Source organism: Amycolatopsis sp. Poz14 (genome assembly GCF_006704225.1).
Taxonomy (GTDB): domain Bacteria; phylum Actinomycetota; class Actinomycetes; order Mycobacteriales; family Pseudonocardiaceae; genus Amycolatopsis; species Amycolatopsis nivea.
In genome coordinates, this window is sequence record NZ_JACLHD010000001.1 from 2201844 (window position 1) to 2221409 (window position 19566).

At 68.3% G+C, this 19566-nt stretch carries 16 protein-coding genes and 1 pseudogene; 10 read left to right on the forward strand and 7 right to left on the reverse strand.

Going from position 1 to position 19566, the window contains the following annotated elements:
- The first annotated feature begins 31 nt into the window (after nt 1–31).
- From FKO37_RS10775 to FKO37_RS10785, 3 genes are all read left to right on the forward strand, one after another.
- Nucleotides 32–541, forward strand: coding sequence for a GNAT family N-acetyltransferase (locus tag FKO37_RS10775; RefSeq protein WP_238604368.1), 510 nt, complete (start codon nt 32–34; stop codon nt 539–541).
- A gap of 60 nt (nt 542–601) precedes the next feature.
- On the forward strand, nt 602–1468 hold the full coding sequence (locus FKO37_RS10780) for an SDR family oxidoreductase (RefSeq protein WP_238604369.1): 867 nt from the start codon (nt 602–604) through the stop codon (nt 1466–1468).
- A gap of 103 nt (nt 1469–1571) precedes the next feature.
- Nucleotides 1572–2627, forward strand: a complete 1056-nt coding sequence (locus tag FKO37_RS10785; protein ID WP_037817139.1) for an alpha/beta fold hydrolase — start codon at nt 1572–1574, stop codon at nt 2625–2627.
- On the opposite strand, the gene FKO37_RS10790 is transcribed toward FKO37_RS10785, so the two are convergent.
- Entirely contained in the window at nt 2620–3015 is a 396-nt protein-coding gene (locus FKO37_RS10790) for a hypothetical protein (RefSeq protein WP_037817136.1), read from the reverse strand. The genes FKO37_RS10785 and FKO37_RS10790 overlap by 8 nt on opposite strands.
- 108 nt (nt 3016–3123) lie before the next feature.
- On the opposite strand from FKO37_RS10790, the gene FKO37_RS10795 reads away from it, so the two are divergent.
- Entirely contained in the window at nt 3124–4071 is a 948-nt protein-coding gene (locus FKO37_RS10795) for an alcohol dehydrogenase catalytic domain-containing protein (protein WP_238604370.1), read from the forward strand.
- 10 nt (nt 4072–4081) lie between these two features.
- Here the strand turns inward: FKO37_RS10795 and FKO37_RS10800 are convergent, their stop codons facing one another.
- Nucleotides 4082–5008 (reverse strand): NADP-dependent oxidoreductase, encoded by a 927-nt coding sequence (locus tag FKO37_RS10800; RefSeq protein WP_238604371.1) that lies wholly within the window; start codon nt 5006–5008, stop codon nt 4082–4084.
- 75 nt (nt 5009–5083) lie between these two features.
- On the opposite strand from FKO37_RS10800, the gene FKO37_RS10805 reads away from it, so the two are divergent.
- The gene (locus FKO37_RS10805) at nt 5084–5446 is read left to right on the forward strand and encodes a helix-turn-helix domain-containing protein (protein WP_037817131.1); all 363 of its coding nucleotides are present in this window, start codon (nt 5084–5086) and stop codon (nt 5444–5446) included.
- A 63-nt stretch (nt 5447–5509) separates the two neighbouring features.
- Here FKO37_RS10805 and FKO37_RS10810 read toward each other — a convergent pair whose 3' ends face one another.
- The 4 genes from FKO37_RS10810 to FKO37_RS10825 form a co-directional block, all read right to left on the reverse strand.
- A complete protein-coding gene (locus tag FKO37_RS10810) occupies nt 5510–6721 on the reverse strand; it encodes an acyl-CoA dehydrogenase family protein (RefSeq protein ID WP_238604372.1) in 1212 nt (403 codons plus the stop codon).
- Between the two features lie 28 nt (nt 6722–6749).
- Nucleotides 6750–8045, reverse strand: a complete 1296-nt coding sequence (locus FKO37_RS10815) for an acyl-CoA dehydrogenase family protein (RefSeq protein WP_037817128.1) — start codon at nt 8043–8045, stop codon at nt 6750–6752.
- Between the two features lie 101 nt (nt 8046–8146).
- On the reverse strand, nt 8147–9325 hold the full coding sequence (locus FKO37_RS10820; RefSeq protein ID WP_238604373.1) for a low temperature requirement protein A: 1179 nt from the start codon (nt 9323–9325) through the stop codon (nt 8147–8149).
- Nucleotides 9326–9499: 174 nt separating this feature from the next.
- Nucleotides 9500–10681 (reverse strand): TetR/AcrR family transcriptional regulator, encoded by a 1182-nt coding sequence (locus FKO37_RS10825; protein WP_037817124.1) that lies wholly within the window; start codon nt 10679–10681, stop codon nt 9500–9502.
- A gap of 160 nt (nt 10682–10841) precedes the next feature.
- On the opposite strand from FKO37_RS10825, the gene FKO37_RS10830 reads away from it, so the two are divergent.
- Complete coding sequence (locus FKO37_RS10830) at nt 10842–12053, forward strand: acetyl-CoA C-acetyltransferase (RefSeq protein ID WP_037817122.1); 1212 nt, start codon at nt 10842–10844, stop codon at nt 12051–12053.
- 8 nt (nt 12054–12061) lie between these two features.
- Complete coding sequence (locus FKO37_RS10835; RefSeq protein ID WP_037817120.1) at nt 12062–14233, forward strand: 3-hydroxyacyl-CoA dehydrogenase NAD-binding domain-containing protein; 2172 nt, start codon at nt 12062–12064, stop codon at nt 14231–14233.
- A 52-nt stretch (nt 14234–14285) separates the two neighbouring features.
- Here the strand turns inward: FKO37_RS10835 and FKO37_RS10840 are convergent, their stop codons facing one another.
- Nucleotides 14286–15686, reverse strand: coding sequence for a hypothetical protein (locus tag FKO37_RS10840; protein WP_134728137.1), 1401 nt, complete (start codon nt 15684–15686; stop codon nt 14286–14288).
- A gap of 345 nt (nt 15687–16031) precedes the next feature.
- Here FKO37_RS10840 and FKO37_RS10845 point away from each other — a divergent pair, with 345 nt between their 5' ends.
- The 3 genes and pseudogenes from FKO37_RS10845 to FKO37_RS10855 all read left to right on the forward strand — a co-directional run.
- Nucleotides 16032–18860 carry a hypothetical protein gene (locus tag FKO37_RS10845; RefSeq protein ID WP_238604374.1) on the forward strand — a complete coding sequence of 943 codons (2829 nt, stop codon included), beginning with the start codon at nt 16032–16034 and terminating at the stop codon, nt 18858–18860.
- A gap of 38 nt (nt 18861–18898) precedes the next feature.
- Complete coding sequence (locus FKO37_RS10850; protein ID WP_238604375.1) at nt 18899–19351, forward strand: hypothetical protein; 453 nt, start codon at nt 18899–18901, stop codon at nt 19349–19351.
- Nucleotides 19352–19441: 90 nt separating this feature from the next.
- Nucleotides 19442–19552: pseudogene (locus FKO37_RS10855) on the forward strand (DUF3761 domain-containing protein); the annotation flags it as partial.
- Between the last annotated feature and the right edge of the window lie 14 nt (nt 19553–19566).

Consider the following 19566-nt stretch of genomic DNA (forward strand, 5'->3'; position numbering starts at 1 on the left):
GCGCTGCTTCACCTGTCCCTATGGTGGGGATATGGAGTTCACCATCCGGCCTGGGGCCGCCGGAGACGCAGACGTTTTGCTGGGGTTTTTCGACGACGCCGTCGCATGGCTGGTCGCGTGGGGCAGCGCGGGCCAATGGGGCACTCAGCCGTGGAGCACGAACCCAAAACGCGTCGAACGCGTGCACGAGTTCGCAGCCGAGCCCGGGTTCCGGATGGCGGAGATCGACGGACAGCCCGCGGGCGCGTTGATCCTCGGGCAAGCGATGCCGTACACCCCGCGGGTCGACGAGCCTGAACTGTACGTGCGGCTGCTCATCACGTCTCGCCGGTTCACCGGGCACCGGGTCGGCTCGCGGCTGCTGGCGCACGCGATGGACGAGGCGAAACGGCGCGAGATCGACCTCGTGCGCGTCGACTGCTGGGCGGGCGGCGACGGCGATCTGCCGCGCTACTACGAGAGCCAGGGCTTCAAGCCGACCGAGCAGTTCACTGTCGACGGCTGGCTCGGCCAGGTCCTTGAGCAACGGGTTGGGGGATAGCGGCCCGGGCTGATCCGGAGGACGATATTGGCACAGTGTCAATAGACTGAGGAGTCCGCCATGGCGAGGCAGTCGCTCTCCGGAAAGGTCGTTGTCGTCACGGGCGGCGCGCAGGGCATCGGGGCGGCCACCGCCGCCGCGCTGCACCGGCGCGGCTCCCGGCTGGTGCTCGGCGACCTCGATCGGATCCGCGCCGAGAAAACCGCCGGCGAGCTGGGCCCGGACGTGGTCGCGTCGCCGCTGGACGTCACCGACACGGCCGCCTTCACCGCGTTCCTGGACGACGTCGAACGCACCATCGGGCCGATCGACGTGCTGATCAACAACGCCGGCATCATGCCGCTTTCGCCGCTGGACGAGGAGGACGACGCGGCCACGCGGCGGCTGCTGGAGATCAACGTGCACGCGGTCGTGCACGGCACGCGCGAGGCGGTCAAGCGGATGAAGCCGCGCGGTCGCGGGCACATCGTGAACGTGGCGTCGATGGCCGGAAAGTCCGGATTCTCCGGAGCGGCCACGTACTGCGCTACGAAACACGCCGTGGTCGGATTGTCCGAGTCGGTGCGGCTGGAGCTGCGCGGCACCGGTGTCGAGGTGTCGTGCGTGATGCCCGCGGTGGTGCGCACCGAACTCGCGTCCGGGCTGGGCGAGGCGCGGTTCATCAAGTCGGTGGGGCCCGAGGACGTCGCGGCGGCGATCGTCGACGCGCTGGAGCGGCCGAAGTTCGACGTCTTCGTCCCGAAATCGCTCGATCTGACCGGCCGGATCACCCGGCTGTTCCCGCGTGCGTTCGGCGAATGGCTGGTGCGCGCGCTCGGCGGCGACCAGCTGCTCGCGTCGGCCGCGCATTCGCCCGAGCGTGCCGAGTACGAGGGCAGGGCCACCCGGAGCGCGCCGTCGGCCGTCCCGCCTGGTGGGAGCAGCTGAGGCGGACGTGCGCTTGCCGGGTGCTTGCGGGAGTGGCGTGTTGATGCCGTGCCCGCGCGCACGGCAAGATGCCCGGCAGACGACGAGTTCCAGGAGGCGCAGCATGGTTTCCCCACCGGCCCGGTTGGCTGCCGCGGCGGCCAATGTCGTGGGCAAGGTTTTCCAGGGTGGGGTCGCCGATCTGCGGCCGATGCCGCGGGTGCTGATCGACCAGGGGCCCAACCGGTCGGTGTACCGGATGACGCACGGCGCGGCCACGACCTCGGGCCCGCCGGTGCTGCTGGTGCCGCCGCTGGCCGCGCCCGCGCTGTGCTTCGACCTGCGCCGCGGCTGCAGCCTCATCGAGCACCTGGTCGAGGGCGGACGGCCGACCTACCTGGTCGACTACGGCATGGTCGCGTTCTCCGACCGCAGGCTCGGCATCGAGCACTGGATCGACGAGGTGCTGCCGAGGGCGATCCGGAAGGTCAGCGAGGACGCCGGCGGACAGGGCGTGCACCTGGTGTCGTGGTCGCTCGGCGGGATCTTCTCGATGCTGGTCAGCGCGGACCAGCCGGGCCTGCCGATCGAATCGATCACCGCGGTCGGCTCGCCGGTCGATTTCACCGCGATCCCGATCGTCGCGCCGTTCCGCCCGCTCGTGGATCTCACCGGCGGCCATCTGCTCACCCCGGTGTACCGGGTGTTCGGCGGCGCACCGTCCTATTTGGTCACCCGGGTGTTCCGCGCCACCGGGATCTCCAAGGAGATCACGAAACCGCTGGCCATCCTGAAAAACCTCGACGACCGCGACTACCTCGCGCAGATCGAGGCTGTGGACCACTTCATGGACAACATGTACGCCTATCCCGGGCGCACGTTCGGCCAGCTGTACCACCGCCTGTTCCGCACCAACGACCTCGCCGAGGGCACCGTCGACCTGAACGGGCGCAAGATCAGCCTGTCCGACGTGAAGACGCCGATGCTGGTGGTGGCGGGCGAAAACGACACCATCGCGCCGCGGGCGTCAGTGGAACGCGTGGTGCAGCTGCTGGAGAACGCGCCGGAGGTCCGGTTCCGCACCGCGCCCGGCGGGCACCTCGGCGTGCTCACCGGACGTCGCGCCCGCGGCACGACCTGGCGGTACCTGGACGAGTTCCTGGACGACCGGGTCAGCTAGCCGAGGGCTGCGCCGGGAAGAACCACGTCCGCACGTCGCGGGTGAGCAGCGCCCGCAGCGCGAGCCCGGAGAAAATCAGCGGCAGCAGACCGGGCAAGCCCTTGCTGAGCAGCGTGACGACGCTGTTCAGCACCAGGAGGCTTTCGATGACCGCGGCGGTCACGTAGGCCCATTGCTGGCGCTTGGGCAATACGACCGCGCACACCGCGAGCGCGATGGCGGTCGCGTAGGTGATCGCGATGTAGAGCTGGGTGAGGCTGATCAGCTCGATGAGCGAAACCCCGGCCATCCCGGCCAGCAGCAGCGGGCCGATCGCGCTGAGCGCGACCTGGATCCACATGAAGATGCGGGCCTGTTTGAGGTCGGCCGGCGCCACCGGAGCGGTCATGCCGGGCAGATTAGGGCATTTCCGCGGCTTTCCGGGTGAATTGCGGGCGGCGGAGATCAATCCGATATCCACGCGAAGTCGGTGAAAAACCGGCGGTACCGTGAAGCGGTGATCGCTGCATACGTGACGTCGCTCGGCGACAGTTCCGAGATCAAGGTCGGGCAACTCCCGGACCCCGAGCCGGGGCCGCGCGAGGTGCTGGTGAAAGTCTCCGCGGTGACGGTGAACCACGTCGACACCTTCATCCGCTCCGGCGCTTATCCCACCGCTCTTTCGTATCCGTTCGTCATCGGCCGGGACCTGGTGGGCACTGTTGTCTCGTCGCCAGTAGACCGTTTCGCTCCCGGCGACCGAGTGTGGTGCAACAGCCTCGGCCACGACGGTCGGCAAGGGTCCTTCGCCGAGTACTGCGCGGTGCCCGAGGAACGGCTTTATCGCTTGCCGGACGGGGTTTCCGACGACGCCGTCGCGGTCCTGCACACCGCCGCCACCGCGTATCTGGGCCTCTTCGAACACGCCGGCGCCGGGTACGGCGAGACGATCGCGGTCCTCGGCGCGGCGGGCGGCGTCGGCAGCGCGGTCGTCCAACTCGCTTCGACCGCCGGCCTGCGCGTCGTCGCGACCGCCCGCGCCGAGGACGCGGAATGGTGCCGGGAATGCGGTGCCGAAGAGGTTTTCGACTATTCCGATCCTGACCTCTACCGCAAACTCCCCGTGGTGGATCTGCTGTGGGACAACGCCGGAAAACACGACCTGGTCTCGGCGGTGCCACTCCTGTCCCGCGGCGGCCGCATCGTGGCGATGGCCGGAATGGAATCGAAACCGACGCTGCCGATCGGCGAGCTGTACACCCGCGACGCCAGCATCCGCGGTTTCGCCATCAGCAACGCCGGCGTCACCGCGCTGGGTTCCGCTGCCCGCGTCATCAACCGGGGCCTGTCCACCGGAATCCTCCGGCCCCGGATCGGCACTCGCCTGCCCCTGGCGTCGGCCGCGGAAGCACACCGGTTGCAGGAGTCAGGCGAGGCGCGAGGCCGGATCGTGCTGGAGGTCTGATCCCGCGACGTCACACGGTGAGGACGACCTTGCCCCGCAGATGACCGCCTTCGAGCAGCCGATGCGCGTCGGCGATGCGCTCGAACGGGAACGTCTCCTGCACGTGGACCCGCAGCTTGCCCTGCTCGACGAGCGCGACCAGCTCCCGCAGCGCGATCGGATCCGGCTCGACCGCGATGCCGCTGAACCGCATCCCGGCCGCCTCGAACTTCGCGATGAGCGCGGTGTCCTCCTCCGCGACTGCCGTCACCAGGTGCCCGCCTGGCCGGAGCACTCCCAGCGAACGCTCAGCGGCGTCGCCGCCAAGCGTGTCGAGCACAACGTCGATATCTTTCGCAGCTTCAGCGAAATCGACCTTCGTGTAGTCGATGACTTCGTCGGCCCCGAGCCCCTCGACGAACTCCCGCTTGCTCTCGCTGGCAGTGGTAATCACATGCGCGCCAAGGGCTTTAGCGAGCTGGATCGCAACATGCCCGACCCCGCCGCCACCGCCGTGAATCAGAACGCGATCGCCCGCCGTCACGCCGCCAAGGTCGACCAACCCTTGCCACGCCGTCAACCCGACGACCGGCAACGCCGCGGCCTCGACGTGCGAAAGCTCCTTCGGCTTCTTGACGAGATGCAAGGCCGGAGCAGCCACCATCTCGGCGTACGCGTTGGCCGCGCGGGGAAACAACGGCATCCCGAACACTTCGTCGCCAGGCCGGAACCGCCAGCTCAACGCCTCTTCGACCACGCCGCTGACGTCCCACCCGAGCACGAACGGCGGTTCGCCGAGCAACGGAAACTCGCCCTCGCGCAACCGCGCCTCCAACGGATTGAGCCCGATCGCCTTGGCGCGCACGAGGACTTCGGTCGGCAAGGCCCGGGGCTCCGGCGCGTCCACGATCGTGAGCACTTCGGGACCGCCGAGCTTCTGCTGGGTGATGATTCGCATGACTCTCCTGGTTTCTGGAGGGGTACGAAAACCAGGCTAGGAATCCGATAGGTACCTGCGGGTACCTTGGACTCCATGAGCGGTACCCGCGGCATCTTCCTCGCCGATTGCCCAGCGCGCTTGGCCGTCGACTTGATCGCCGACAAGTGGACCGTGGTCGTGCTCGCGGGCCTCAGCGAGGGCCCGGTTCGGCATGGTGACCTGGTCGAGCTGATCGGCGGCATCTCGAGGAAGGTGCTCACCCAGACGCTGCGCCGGCTGGAAGCACACGGGCTCGTTCGCCGCCAGGCGTATGCGGAGGCACCGCCGCGGGTCGAGTACGAGTTGACGTCGCTGGGAGCTACGTTGATCGAGCCGATCCATACGTTGACGGAGTGGGCTCGGGCTAATGGGGACGCGGTTTTGGATGCGCTGGATTCGGCTCAACAGAACAGTTGAGTGACGGCATCGACTGAGAAGACCGCTCGGCCCGCTCCCGGCGAGCGGGCCGAGCGGTCTCGATCACTTCAACTCAGCCGACGACTTCCCCAGCACCCGCCGAGCCACGATCAGCTGTTGAATCTGTTGCGTCCCCTCGAAAATGTCCAGGATCTTCGCATCCCGGGACCATTTCTCCAGCAGCGATTCCTCCGTGTACCCGTACGACCCAGCCAGCTCGACGCACTTCAGCGTCACATCGACCACCGTCCGCCCAGCCTTCGCCTTGGCCATCGAAGCCTGCAGCGAGTTCGGTTGACGGTTATCCGCCATCCACGCCGATTCCAGCGTCAGCAGGTACGCGGCCTCGTAATCCGCCTCCAGTTGCAGGAAAGTCGCGGCCGCGGCGTGCTGGGTCAGGGCCGGGCGGTCGTAGTCGATGAGCACGCCTGCTTCGGTGAGGATGCGGCGGGTTTCGTCGAGTGCCGCACGGGCGACGCCGATTGCCATCGCGGCTACCAGCGGGCGGGTGTTGTCGAAGGTCTGCATGACCCCGGCGAAACCCTTGGCCGTGTCGATTTCCGGCGTGCCCAGGAGGTTTTCCTTCGGCACGCGGCAGTTCTCGAAGCGCAGCACGGCGGTGTCGGACGCACGGATGCCCAGTTTGTGTTCCACGCGCACGACCTCGAAGCCGGGCGTGCCCTTCTCCACCACGAACGACTTGATCGCGGCGCGGCCCTTCGTGCGGTCGAGCGTCGCCCAGACCACGACGGCGTCGGCGCGCTGGCCGGACGTCACGAAGATCTTTTCGCCGTTCAGGACGTAGTCGTCGCCGTCCTCGGTGGCTGTCGTGGTGATGGCGGCCGAGTCCGAACCGCAGCCGGGTTCGGTGATCGCCATCGCGGCCCACAGGCCCTTGAACCGCTCGAGCTGCTCATCGGTCGCCACCGAGCCGATCGCGGCGTTGCCGAGGCCCTGGCGCGGCATGGACAGCAGCAGGCCGACGTCGCCCCAGCACATTTCGATCGTGCCGAGCACCACGTTCAGGTTGGCGCCGTTGCGGTTTCCCTTGGGGCCGTCGTCCTTTTCGGACCGGCGCACGCCCGCCGCGCCCGCGCCGCCCTCGCCGGAGGAATTGAGTCCGTCCAGCAGCGCGGCGAACATGTCCAATTCGGACGGATAGGTGTGCTCGGCGCGGTCGTACTTGCGCGAGATCGGCCGGAACACCTCGGCCGCGGCCTGGTACGCCTGGTTGATCAGCGCGCCGGCCTTCTTCGGAGCTTCCAGGTTGATCATGAGTTGCCTTTCGGAGCAAGAAAAAGGATCAGAGGAGGACGGCGCCTTCCATCACGCCGATCGCCCGCAGGTCGCGGTACCAGCGCTCCACCGGATGCTCCTTCACGAACCCGTGCCCGCCGAGCAGCTGCACGCCGGCGTTGCCGATCTGCATGCCCTTGTCCGTCGCGAGCTTGCGGGCGAGCGCCGCTTCCCGCGCGTATTCCTTGCCCTGCTCGGCCCGGGCGGCCGCGCGCAGCGTGACCAGGCGCAGGCCCTCCAGCTCGATCGCGATGTCCGCCACCGAGAACGCGACCGCCTGCCGGTGGCTGATCGGTTCGCCGAACGCGGTGCGCTCGTTCACGTAAGGCACCACGTAGTCCAGCACGGCCTTGCCGACGCCGGCGGCGAGCGCCGCCCAGCCGAGCCGGGAAAGCCGGACCACCTCGGTGAACACGTCCGCCTTGCCGCCGCCGAGCAGTGCGCCCGCGGGCAGCGAAACCTTCTCCAGGTGCAGCTTCCCGGTGGCGGCGCCGCGCAGGCCCATCGCGGGTTCGGACTCGATCGTCACGCCCGCGTTGGACGATTCCACCAGGAACAGCGCCGGTCCGCGGCCTTCCAGATCGGCCGAGACGATGAACAGTTCGGCCTCCGCCGCACGCGGGACGAGCGACTTCACGCCGTCGAGCTGGTAGCCCTTCGGGGTGCGCTTCGCCTTGGTGGCGGGCTTGAACGGGTCGAACAACGGCGTCCGCTCCAGCAGCGCGAGCGCCGCGGCGGGCACCTGCTCGCCGGTGAACGCGGGCACGTAATCGGCCTGCTGCTGCTCGTCGCCCCACGCGACCAGCGCGGTGCTCACCGCGGACGGAGCCAGCACGGCCACCGCCAGTCCGAGGTCGCCGTGCGCGAGCGCCTCCGCGACCAGCGCGTTCGTCACGACCGAACGCTCAGTGCCCGCGCCGCCCAGCTCTTCCGGAATCCCGACGAGGCTGACGCCCAGCTCGGCCGCGCGGCTCAGCAGGCCCTCCGGCGCGGCGAGCTTCTCGTCGGCGTCCGCGGCGGCCGGACGCAGCTGTTCGGCGGCGAACTCGCTGACCGTCTCGACGATGAGCTTCTGGTCCTCGTCCGGCGTCAGGTCGAACAGCCCGCGGTCGTCCGGCTTCGCCAGCCGCGCCGGTTTGCCCAGCCGCTGGACCGAGGTGAACGACCTGGTCGCCGCCCCCGCCGCGCGGAACCCGCTGCGGGTCCCCGTCTTGACCAGGTTCTGCACCGGCCCGCGCAGCCCGACCCGGTCGATCGCCTTGCTCCCGGCCAACCGGGTGAGCGCGGCCAGGCCGAGGCCCATCGCGTCTCGTTTCCTTGGCGCAGCCATGCAGCATCTCCCTCGCGTTACCTACTCACGAGTAGGTTAGCGCGGCGATGCGGAATCCGCCAGTGCGGCCCGGCTCACCCGACGACCGGCCGCCGGGCCAGCGACGTGCGTTCGAAGGCGATGAGCAGCAGGACCGAGGCCGTGACGATCAGCAGCAGCAAGGTCGCGGGCACGTGTCCCAGCAGCGGGGTGAGGGCGAGCAGCAGCGCCGCGAGCACGAGCCGCTGCCGGTTCCAGCTGCCGAGGTTGCGCCGCCGCAGCGAGCTGAGCGCGACCAGATAAAGCGCGAGCCCGCCGGTCAGCGCCCACAGCGCGACGCCGTGCAGTGCGTCTGCCGGACTGTGGTCCAGGGTCAGGAACGTCTTCTTCAACCCGAGCGCGACGAGCACGATGCCGGCGATGAGCGGCAGGTGCAGGTAGGTGTAGGAGTCGGTGGCGATCTTGGTCCGCGCGAGGCCTTCGGCTTGGGCGAGCCTGCGTTCGGCGACGTTCGCGACCAGATCGAAGTACGTCCACCACATCCCGGCGGCGAGCGCGATCCCGCAGATCGCCGACCCGGCGACGAGCCCGGTGATCGGCACATGCCCGATCCCGATGCCGATCGCCACGACCGATTCGCCCAGTGCGATGATCACGATCAGCCCGAACCGCTCGGCGAAGTGCGCGGGCGAGTGCAGCCGCCAGCCCGCGGGACCGGTCAGATAGACGTTGAGATAGTCCACCGCCAGCGCGACCACCCACAGTGCGGGCTGCCACGGCCCGCCCACGACATCGGCGACGGCCAGCAAAGCCAGGCTCGGGAGCAGTCCGCGCAGCATCTTCAGCAGCACCAGGCGCAGTTCGGCGTCGTGCCGCGCGGCCCCGACGTACGCGACGATGTGCAGCAGCCGCACGACGCCGTAACAGGCGACGAACAGCAACGGCCCGTCGAGTCCGCCCGGTTGGTTGGTGAGCGCCTGCGGCACAGTGAGCGCGACGAGGAACATCACCGCCATCGCGCCGAACATCGCCAGCCGGGCGATGCCGTGGTCGACGTGGATGGTCGTGCCGAGCCACGCGTAGCTGCACCAGCACCACCACAGCACCATCAGCACCAGCAGTCCCTCGCCGACGCCGAGGAGGCTCAGGTGGCCGGCCATCAGTTCGGTCGTCTGCGTGATGGCGTAGACGAAGACCAGATCGAAGAAAAGCTCAAGGGTTGTGACGCGGTGGTCTTCGTCCGCGCGAACCAGATGCAGCAGTCTCGTGGGCACGGCCGATGCTGACACGGATGGGCGACCGATCGGGGCGGTTTCGCTGACAGCGTGCGACCGACCTCGCGAGGTTCTCTTCTCTCAGAAGTTGTGACTTCACCTCTGAAGTACTTCACTAGTGAAGTTGCAACAACTTTTGAGAGAGAACCACTTGCGAAGTGGTCTGCCCGCCCGTCAGTCGAGCCCGAGAACCGCGTGCAGCACCGCCGTCAGCTCCGTCTGCAGATGCGGCCTGTTCTTGATCCGCCCGGTACGGCTGAGGTCGTTCGCGATGGTCAGCGCGGCATGCACCCGGATCTTCGCCTCGCGCGCCGGAAGCTCCGGAAACACCGCGCACAGCAAGGAAACCCACTGGTCGACGTAGTCCCGCTGGACGCGGCGCAGATCGGCCTTGTCCCGCTGCGGCATGGTCGCGCGGTCCGCGGTGAAGGACACCAGCAGTTCCGGCGTGCGCAGCAGAATGTGCACGTACGACGCGGCGAGCCGGCCCAGTGCGGATCGTTCGTCCGGGGCCTGCAGTGCCTGTTCGGCGGCCAGCGCGAGCCGGTCGGCGGCGCGGTGTCCGATCGCGACCATCAGCGCGGCCTTGCTGGGGAAGTGCCGGTACACGCTGGGCCCGGCGATGCCCGCCGCCGCGCCGATGTCCTCCATGCTCACCGTGTGGAAGCCGCGTTCGGCGAAGAGCCCGGTCGCGGCGGTCAGCACCTGCTCGCGGCGGGACGGCGTGCCGAGGCTGCTCGCGACCGGCGGCGCGGGTTCGTCCGGGACCGGCAGTGAGGCGTTGAGCACAGTCTGCGCCAGCTCGACCAGCAGCGGCACGAAGCGTTTGCGCGCCACCGACGTGTGGTGCACCGCGACGCTCCCGAACACCGACAGCGCGGCCCAGCACAGCAGTTCGGCCTCGTCCGCGGACAGCTCGGGACGCAGGGTGAGCAGGGCTTTCGTCCACGCGTCGAGCACGGCGCCGGACCGGCGGCGGATCTCCCGGCGCTGCTCGCGCGGCAGATGCGGACCCTCCCAGCGCCACAGCGCGGCGATCTCCCGGCGCTCGACCGCCTGCGTCGCGAGGCCGGTGAGCAGGGCGTCCAGCTGGGCGAGCGGCGGCGCGGAATCGGCGAGCGCGGCCGCGGTGGCCGACTCCATGTCGTCGATCCCGGCGAGCACGACGTAGGCGAGGATCGCCTGCTTGTCGGCGAAATGCCGGTACAGCGCGGGGCCGGTGACCCCCGCCGCGGCCGCGATGTCGTTGATCCCGACACCGTGGAACCCCCTCGCGCGGAACAGCTCGGCCGCGACGGCAGCGAGCTGGGCCTTGCGGTCGCGAGGGCGCGTGCCGCGGGCGGGATGCGTACTCATGGTGAACTGACCATAGCGCTAATCGAAACTACGGCAACCCATTGACACCATGGGGTTCATCGGGCTTATGTTAATGGCCATTAGCACCTACCGGCCGGTATAGTCGGCCGCGAGATACACCGCAGTGTCCATCCATGCCGCTTCGCGGAGGAGTTGTTCAGTGAGTAGCGAGGCCTACATCTACGAGGCGTTGCGCACGCCCCGGGGCAAGAACAAGGGCGGTGCCCTGCACGGCACCAAGCCGGTCGACCTGGTGGTCGGCCTCATCCAGGAGCTGAAGGTCCGCCACCCGAACCTCGATCCGCAGGCGATCGACGACATCGTGCTCGGCGTCGTGTCCCCGGTGGGCGAGCAGGGCGCGGACATCGCGCGCACCGCCGCGCTTGTCGCGGGCCTGCCGCAGACCGTCGCGGGCGTGCAGCTCAACCGGTTCTGCGCGTCCGGGCTCGAGGCCACGAACGTCGCCGCGCAGAAGGTCCGCTCCGGCTGGGACCAGCTGGTCATCGCGGGCGGCGTGGAGTCGATGTCGCGCGTGCCGATGGGTTCCGACGGCGGCGCGCTGTTCATGGACCCGGCCACCGCGTACGACCACTACATCGCCCCGCAGGGCATCGGCGCGGACCTGATCGCGACGATGGAGGGCTTCTCCCGCGAGGACGTCGACGCCTTCGCGGTCCGCTCGCAGGAGAAGGCCGAGGCGGCCTGGTCCGGCGGCTACTTCGCGAAGTCCGTGGTGCCGGTCAAGGACATGAACGGCGTCACGATCCTCGACCACGACGAGCACCGCCGTCCGGGGTCCACTGTGGAGGGTCTGGCGAAGCTCAAGCCCGCGTTCACCACGATCGGCGAGATGGGCGGCTTCGACGCCGTCGCGCTCCAGAAGTACCACCAGGTCGAGAAGATCGACCACGTGCACACCGGCGGCAACTCGTCCGGCATCGTCGACGGGTCGGCCATCGTGCTGGTCGGTTCCGAGCAGGCGGGCAAGACCTTCGGCCTCACGCCGCGGGCGCGCATCGTCGCCACCGCCTCGATCGGCTCCGAGCCCACGATCATGCTGACCGGTCCGACGCCGGCCACCGAGAAGGTGCTGAAGACCGCGGGCCTGACCCCGGACGACATCGACCTGTGGGAGCTCAACGAGGCGTTCGCGTCCGTCGTGCTCAAGTGGCAGAAGGACCTGAACCTTCCGGACGAGAAGATCAACGTCAACGGCGGCGCGATCGCCATGGGCCACCCGCTCGGCGCCACCGGCGCGATGCTGGTCGGCACCGTGGTCGACGAGCTGGAGCGCCGCGAGGCGCGCCGGGCGCTGGTGACGCTGTGCATCGGCGGCGGCATGGGTGTCGCGACCATCATCGAGCGGGTGTGAGGACCGAGATGACCGAGAGCAAGACCATCCGCTGGGACAAGGATTCCGACGGCATCGTCACGCTGACCCTGGACGACCCGGACCAGTCGGCCAACACGATGAACCAGGCCTTCCGCGAGTCGCTCGCCGCGACCGTGGACCGGCTCGAGGCGGAGAAGGACGACATCACCGGTGTCGTGCTCACCTCGGCGAAGAAGACCTTCTTCGCCGGCGGCGACCTGCGCGACCTGATCCAGGCGAAGCCGGAGCACGCGGCGGAGATCACCGCGTCCAGCGGCGCGATGAAGAGCCAGATGCGCCGGCTCGAGCAGCTCGGCAAGCCGGTCGTCGCGGCCATCAACGGCGCGGCGCTCGGCGGCGGCCTCGAGATCGCGCTCGCGACGCACCACCGCATCGCGGCCGACGTCAAGGGCAGCCAGATCGGCCTGCCCGAGGTCACCCTCGGCCTGCTGCCCGGCGGCGGCGGCGTGGTCCGCACCGTGCGGCTGCTCGGCATCCAGAGCGCGCTGCTGAACGTCCTGCTGCAGGGCCAGCGGATGAAGCCGCGCAAGGCGCTGGAGATCGGCCTGGTGCACGAGGTCGTGGACACCGTCGACGAGCTGGTGCCCGCCGCGAAGGCGTGGATCAAGGCCAACCCCGAGGGCGGCGTGCAGCCGTGGGACGTCAAGGGCTACAAGATCCCGGGCGGCACCCCGTCGAACCCGAGCTTCGCGGCGAACCTGCCCGCGTTCCCGGCGAACCTGCGCAAGCAGCTCAAGGGCGCGCCGATGCCCGCGCCGCGCGCGATCCTCGCCGCCGCGATCGAGGGTTCGCAGGTCGACTTCGACACCGCGATCCAGGTCGAGACGCGCTACTTCGTGAGCCTGGCCATCGGGCAGGTCTCGAAGAACATGACCAAGGCGTTCTTCTTCGACCTGCAGACGATCAACTCCGGCGGTTCGCGTCCGGACGGGTTCGAGAAGTTCACCGCCAAGAAGGTCGGCGTGCTCGGCGCCGGGATGATGGGCGCCGCGATCGCCTACGTGTCCGCGAAGGCGGGCATCGACGTGGTCCTCAAGGACGTCTCGCAGGAGGCGGCTGACAAGGGCAAGGGCTACGCGGTCAAGCTCGAGGAGAAGGCGCTCTCGCGCGGCAAGACCACGCAGGAGAAGTCGGACGCGCTGCTGGCGCGGATCAAGCCGACCGCCGACCCGGCCGACTTCGCCGGCGTCGACTTCGTCATCGAGGCCGTGTTCGAGAGCGTCGAGCTGAAGCACAAGGTGTTCGGCGAGATCGAGAGCATCGTCAACGCGGACGCGGTGCTGGGTTCCAACACCTCGACGCTGCCGATCACCACCCTCGCCGAGGGCGTGCAGCGCACCGAGGACTTCATCGGGATCCACTTCTTCTCGCCGGTGGACAAGATGCCGCTGGTCGAGATCATCTGCGGCGAGAAGACGTCGCCCGCCACGCTGGCGAAGGTCTTCGACTACACGCTGCAGATCCGCAAGACCCCGATCGTCGTCAACGACAGCCGCGGCTTCTTCACCTCGCGGGTCATCGGCACCTTCATCAACGAGGCCGTGGCCGCGCTGGGCGAGGGCGTCGAGCCGGCGTCGATCGAGCAGGCGGGTTCGCAGGCCGGTTACCCGGCGCCGCCGCTGCAGCTGATGGACGAGCTGACCCTGACGCTGCCGCGCAAGATCCGCGCGGAAACCCGTGCCGCGATCGAGGCCGCGGGCGGCACCTGGAACGCGCACGCGTCCGAGGCCGTCATCGACACGATGCTCGACAAGTACGACCGCAAGGGCCGTTCCACCGGAGCGGGCTTCTACGAGTACGACGAGAACGGCAAGCGCACCGGTCTGTGGCCGGGCCTGCGCGAGGCGTTCAACTCGGGTTCGGCGGACGTGCCGTTCGAGGACCTCAAGGAGCGCATGCTCTTCGCCGAGGCGCTGGAAACGGTGAAGTGCTTCGACGAGGGCGTCCTGACCTCGATCGCGGACGCGAACATCGGGTCCATCTTCGGCATCGGTTTCCCGCCCTGGACCGGTGGCGTGATCCAGTACATCAACCAGTACGAGGGCGGCCTGCAGGGCTTCGTGGACCGGGCCCGCGAGCTGGCGGCGCGGTACGGCAGCCACTTCGAGCCGCCGCAGTCGCTGGTGGAGAAGGCCGCCAAGGGCGAGATTTACGAGTAAAATTTTGTGGCTGGCGGGGCTGCTCCAGGGTTTCCCGGAGCAGCCCCGTCGTTTATGCGGTGATGGGCTTGAGCTGGACGGAGTTTTCATCGCTGAGGGCGCGCAAGCCCATGACAGCACCGTCCTCGTCCATTGTCATGATTCCCTGCCAAGCGTCCCGAGCGTTGCCTTCATTCCAGTGCGCGCGGACGTCCCGTACGGTGGCTTCGTAGTCCGGGGCACCGGCACCGTTGCGCAGCACTTCGTAGAGCGGCTTGGGGAGTCCGGAGAACACCTCGACGCGCTTGCCGCGAAAGCGAAAGACATGATCGGTGCCGACGAGCTCCAGCCCGCCCAGACGCGCCTCGACGTCGCAGCGGGCCGGGGGCATGTGGTCTTCGTTGTCCTGCTTGCCCACACGGATGCCTTGCCGCTTGGTGAGCTGTCTTGCCGCGCTGGTCCGGTCTCCGGCGAAAGCCAGCAGCATCGCTGCTGAGGCTCGGACCAAAACCCTGGAAAACCATTCGTACCGGTCCTCCGCGAGATGGAAACCGAGTCGGCTTTCCTTTTCGCCGTTATCGTTCACGGTTTCAATGAACGGGGTGTACAACTCTTCCCGCTGCGGACCGGTGAGATGGGGCAGTGGATGGTTTGGGACGGCAAGGCTTAAATCAGCTTGATGACCGAGGAGGTATACCTCGACTCCGTGCGTGCCGGAGAGCGTGGTCGACGCCGCGATGCTCGGCATGCGCTGGGCTTCGCGTCCGAACGCCAGCCGATGGAACCTCGTCGCCGACCGGTACAACTGCTTGCGTTGGTGGACGGCCGTGTTGTGCAGTCCGCGGAAGTCGGCAGCAACGACCCGAAGCGGAGCGTCGGCTTTCCGGCCGACCAGAAAATAACCTGGTCGATCGGACGCAGGCTTCTGGGTTTGTTCTTTGGGGCGTGGCGCGCGCAGCGCCCAACCGGCGTCCAGAACGAGATCGGCGTCGACCGCTTGGAACCGATAACCTGGGTGCTGCTTGGACAGCGACTCCTGCGCGGCGAGCAACCCGATTGCCACCCCGACATCGGCCGATTGCGCGGTCTTTACGTGCCACCTGGCATCGTTTCCGTCCTCCGACCGCGTCAACTGGCCGTTTTCCGAACGCAGCGTGGCGAGGTAGCGAAGGCAGTTCCAGTGGTGGGCAAGGCCGCGCGAAGGGCTCTGACTGGACAGCGCGGTCGCCCGGCCGTACGCCTGCAGTATCGCCCACGGCGTAGCGCGGAAGCCGTGCGGATGGAGCTGGACCTCTTCCAGCATGGGCACTTTTTCGAAGTCTTTCTCTTCTTCGTTGGCCTTCTTCTCGTCGTCCGCCTGAAGCTGCTTGACCTCCGCTGCCATCGCACGACTAGACGAGACCGCGATCGAAGGCTGCTTGGTCAGCTCGTCGTAGGCAGCCTGGAATTGTGCGCTCTGGTTGTCGTTCTTCATGCCCACCCCTCATCGGCGACCAGGTTCCAGCTCCACCACACATGAACCAGCCTGCTCTGTCTTCCTCCGATCATGGTGATCATGAGATATTGCGAAAGGCGACGATTTGCTAGGAGTTCAGGCGTTGGATCAGTTCGATTGCCTAGTTGCGATGAGCAAATTCTACGTTTTTCGTAGCGATGATAGCGAATTGATCGATCTGTGAACAAGAGCCGGTAGCTCAGTGCAACCTCCCGTCCAGCGAACGGCTGAACCCTGGCCACCCGAACGGCCGCAAGTCGCCCGGAGCAAATCGCAAAACCCTTGGCATGGCGGCATAATTCCGGGACCCCTCCCCTGAGCCGCGTGGTTTACTTCGGCATGGACCAGACGGTGGCAGTCGCGGGGGAGCAGCTCGCGTTCGCTGGTGCGGATCGGCTCGTCAAGCTCATCGGGGCGCTTTACCAACGACCTCGAAGCGGCGACCGGCCGCGGGAATTGCTGGACGACGGGGAATGGCGTCCCGGTTATCACCGGGAGCGCGCCGGGCGGCGCGGGCTGCCCATGGTGTGCCTCGTCGGCGACGCGCGTGCGGGCGTGCTCAAGGAGCTGGCGTCCCGGCTGCAGAACGCGGAACCGGCGGGGACCGTGCGTTCGGTCTATCTGCCCCTCGCCGATCGGCCGGACACCGATTCCGCCGCCGAGGCGACCAAGGAGAGCGTCGACGCCGTGCGCGACCTGCTGTGGCATGTCCGCAACAGCCTTGTCCGCAGCGGCCGCACCCGGGAAAGCCGGTTGCGGTTCCGGCTGTTCACGCTGGTCGATCAGCTCATGGCGAAGCAGTTTCCGGACGGCGACACCGATCCCGAACGCACCCTGTTGCGCGAGCTGCAGGAGAACGGCCTGCTGGTCCGCTTCCGCTCGGCCATCGACAGCGTCAGCCGCGAGCTGGTGCCGCAGCATCCGGCGTGGCGGTTTCCGTTGCTGCTGCTGCGGTTGCTGACGTTCGGCACCTTCCGGCTCGCGGTCACCGGGCGCGTGCCCGGGCTGTCCGGGCGGTACCGGTGGTTCCTGCGCCAGCCGCATCTCGCGCCGGAGATGTCCGGCAGTTTCGTGCGCTTCGCGCTGCGGCTCACCGACGGCGAATGGCAGAAGGAATCGCCCGAGTACGTCGCGCGGCTGCTGGTCAACGCGTTCCTGGAAGACTTGCGCCGCGAGTACCGGCTGCGGCCGTGGCAGTTCTGGCGGCGGCGCCGGATGACCTATCCGGTGCTGCTGCTCGACGAGGTCGGTCCCGCCAACGGCGGTTACCGGCTGCTCCGGCTGATGAACGACGTCCGCAACCAGGTCGGGCTTTTCGACCCGCTGCTGGTGGTGAGCGCGAGCCAGGCTCCGCCGCCGGACGCCGCGCCGAGCGAGGACCGGCCGAAGTACCACGCGACCGATGCCGCCGGCGCGTACCGGGTGTGGCAGAACCGGCTCAGCGCGGACCGGCGCGCCCGCCGCCCGACCGCGTGGTACCTGCCGATCGGGCTCGACGTGCCGCAGACGGAGGCCGAGGAAACCGAGGTGCGCAAGCGAATGCTGGCGCTCGGCGAGCACTACGACCTGTCCGGCGGACGCGGGCGGGCGGCGTGGTGGACGACGCGCTGGATCCGCGCCGGGGTGCCCGCGGTGGTGCTCGCGCTGGTCGCCGCGTTCGCCGTGGTGCGTTATCAGTCCTTTCTGGACAGTCACTGCGGCACGTCGAGCGAGTGGCTGAGCCGGGTGGACGACCAGTGCGTCGGAGTGTCCGACGGCACCTTCACGCTGTTCTCCCCGGTCGACAAGGAGGGGACGATCCAGCAGGTCGAAGCCGTGGTCGCGGACCAGAACCGGCGGGCCGAGGAACTGCACCAGCAGCATCCGGAACGGCCGTACATCACGCTGGTCGACCTGGAGGCGCTGACGTCGTCGAACGGCACCGCCGAGGGACTCACCGCGGAACGCGAATCGCTGGAGGGCTTCGCGGTCGCGCAGTCGCGGCAGCTCGACGCGACCGCGGCGGCCGAACCGATCGTGCGCATGCTGATCGCCAACGGCGGCAAGGGAATGCTCCAGGGCGCGCAGGTCGCGCGCACCCTGCTGGAGATGGCGAAACAGGATCCCAGCATCGTCGGCGTGGTCGGACTCGACATGAGCAGCGAGCCGACCGCCACCACGATCCGCGCACTCGGCGACGCGGGCATCCCGGTGGTCGCGGCGACTCTCACCGCCGATCAGCTCGCGGACCAGAACCCGATCTACTTCCAGGTCGCACCGCAAAACCGCCGGGAAGCCGCGGTGGCCGCGGCCTTTGCCGCCCAGCGCCCTGGTCCGCGCTCGCTTCGCATCTATTACTCCGACGACGACACTGACTTCTACAGTCCCAATCTTCGCGACAATCTGCTGAAAGAGTTCAAGGACAAGGGTTTCGCGGTCGAAGCACGCGCTTTCGTCCCGGACGAAGGGCAAAAAGCGAGGTCCGCGCATCTCCGCTACGGCGACCGGCTAGTAGGCAACGCGGGTGCCGCCGGGCGCGACAGCTGCTCCTACGACGGGTACGCGTTCTTCGCCGGCCGAGGCGTCCCCGATTTCGGAGCGTTCTTGGCTGGTGCCGCGCAATGCGGCAGCACCGCGACGATCATCGGCGACGACGACGTCGCGCGTTTCGTCGCCGACTCCGTTGCGCGAGAAGATCATCGCGCGCTGCCGTACTACTATTTCGCGCTCGCGAACGCGCCGGCCACACCCGCGAAAGGTCTCGCGCGCGACTTCTACTCCACGCTCAACGCCAAGTTCTCCTTTGAACACACCGAAAAAGGCCGCTCGTTCGACGGTCACGCCGCGCTGTCCTACGACGCCGCGCTGGTGATGATCACCGCGACCGCGTACCTGCGGGAGACGTCGTCGAAAATCCCGGTCACCCCAGGTGCGGTGTGGCGGGAGATCGCCGCGATCCACACCTCGCGGCCGGACGCGAACCAGATCAACAAATACATCGAGGGGGTGAGCGGAACCATCGACTACGGCGGCGACATCGGCAGGCACGTCCCGCAGGACAAACCGCTCGCGGTACTGCAGGTCCAAGGCGGAGAAGTCGACCCGGCGCTACAGGGCTTCTGCGGCAAGTCGGTCCTGCGAGCCCCGGACCCGTGGTGTCCCGCGGACGGCTGAGCCCGTGGGCGCGTGAGACGATGCCCGCGGAGGAGCCGATGACTGCCGAAGAGCAATTGCCCGTCCTGGACGAACATCGCGTCACCGTGTCCGCCGACGCCGAGGCCACCTGGCGCGCGGTCAATCAGGTCGCCGAACGCTTCTCCGGCAGGTTGGCCACCGCGTACGCCTGGGCGGTCCGCTGCGCCGATTGGAAGGCAACCGGTCCGCGTCCGCTCGCGGAAGGATCCACCGTGCCCGGCTTCCGAGTCGTGGTCGCCGAACCACCGCACCAGCTCGCACTTGCCGGACGGCACCAGTTTTCCGAGTACCGTCTCACGTTCCGGCTCGAATCCGTCTCCGCCGCAGAGACCGTGGTCCGCGCCGAAAGCCGGGCCCGGTTCCCCGGGATGGCCGGAGCGGGCTACCGCTTGCTCGTGGTCGGAAGCGGCGGACATGTCTTCGGCGTGCGGAGAATGCTGGCGACGATTTCCCGGCTCGCGAAGGATTGACTCGACGGTTGCGTTTCGCGTTCTCCTCGCCGCCGCCGGGCGGCGCGACCGCGCGACCGCCCAGTCCGCGCCGCGAGTGACCGCGCCCAAAGCTGCCTCGCCGCCCGCGCGACAACCCTCTGCAACGACCGCACCTACAGCGACAGCCAGCACCGTTCCGGCACCTGCTCCGGTCACGGCGGCGTCGAACAGTGGCTGTGAATCCCGCAACCCAA

Excerpts from the sequence above, each read along its gene's own strand:
- FKO37_RS10775 (WP_238604368.1), top strand. The coding sequence starts at position 32 with ATGGAGTTCACCATCCGGCCTGGGGCCGCCGGAGACGCAGACGTTTTG.
- FKO37_RS10780 (WP_238604369.1), top strand. The coding sequence starts at position 602 with ATGGCGAGGCAGTCGCTCTCCGGAAAGGTCGTTGTCGTCACGGGCGGC.
- FKO37_RS10785 (WP_037817139.1), top strand. The coding sequence starts at position 1,572 with ATGGTTTCCCCACCGGCCCGGTTGGCTGCCGCGGCGGCCAATGTCGTG.
- FKO37_RS10790 (WP_037817136.1), bottom strand. The coding sequence starts at position 3,015 with ATGACCGCTCCGGTGGCGCCGGCCGACCTCAAACAGGCCCGCATCTTC.
- FKO37_RS10800 (WP_238604371.1), bottom strand. The coding sequence starts at position 5,008 with ATGCGAATCATCACCCAGCAGAAGCTCGGCGGTCCCGAAGTGCTCACG.
- FKO37_RS10805 (WP_037817131.1), top strand. The coding sequence starts at position 5,084 with ATGAGCGGTACCCGCGGCATCTTCCTCGCCGATTGCCCAGCGCGCTTG.
- FKO37_RS10810 (WP_238604372.1), bottom strand. The coding sequence starts at position 6,721 with ATGATCAACCTGGAAGCTCCGAAGAAGGCCGGCGCGCTGATCAACCAG.
- FKO37_RS10815 (WP_037817128.1), bottom strand. The coding sequence starts at position 8,045 with ATGGGCCTCGGCCTGGCCGCGCTCACCCGGTTGGCCGGGAGCAAGGCG.
- FKO37_RS10825 (WP_037817124.1), bottom strand. The coding sequence starts at position 10,681 with ATGAGTACGCATCCCGCCCGCGGCACGCGCCCTCGCGACCGCAAGGCC.
- FKO37_RS10835 (WP_037817120.1), top strand. The coding sequence starts at position 12,062 with ATGACCGAGAGCAAGACCATCCGCTGGGACAAGGATTCCGACGGCATC.
- FKO37_RS10840 (WP_134728137.1), bottom strand. The coding sequence starts at position 15,686 with ATGAAGAACGACAACCAGAGCGCACAATTCCAGGCTGCCTACGACGAG.
- FKO37_RS10850 (WP_238604375.1), top strand. The coding sequence starts at position 18,899 with ATGACTGCCGAAGAGCAATTGCCCGTCCTGGACGAACATCGCGTCACC.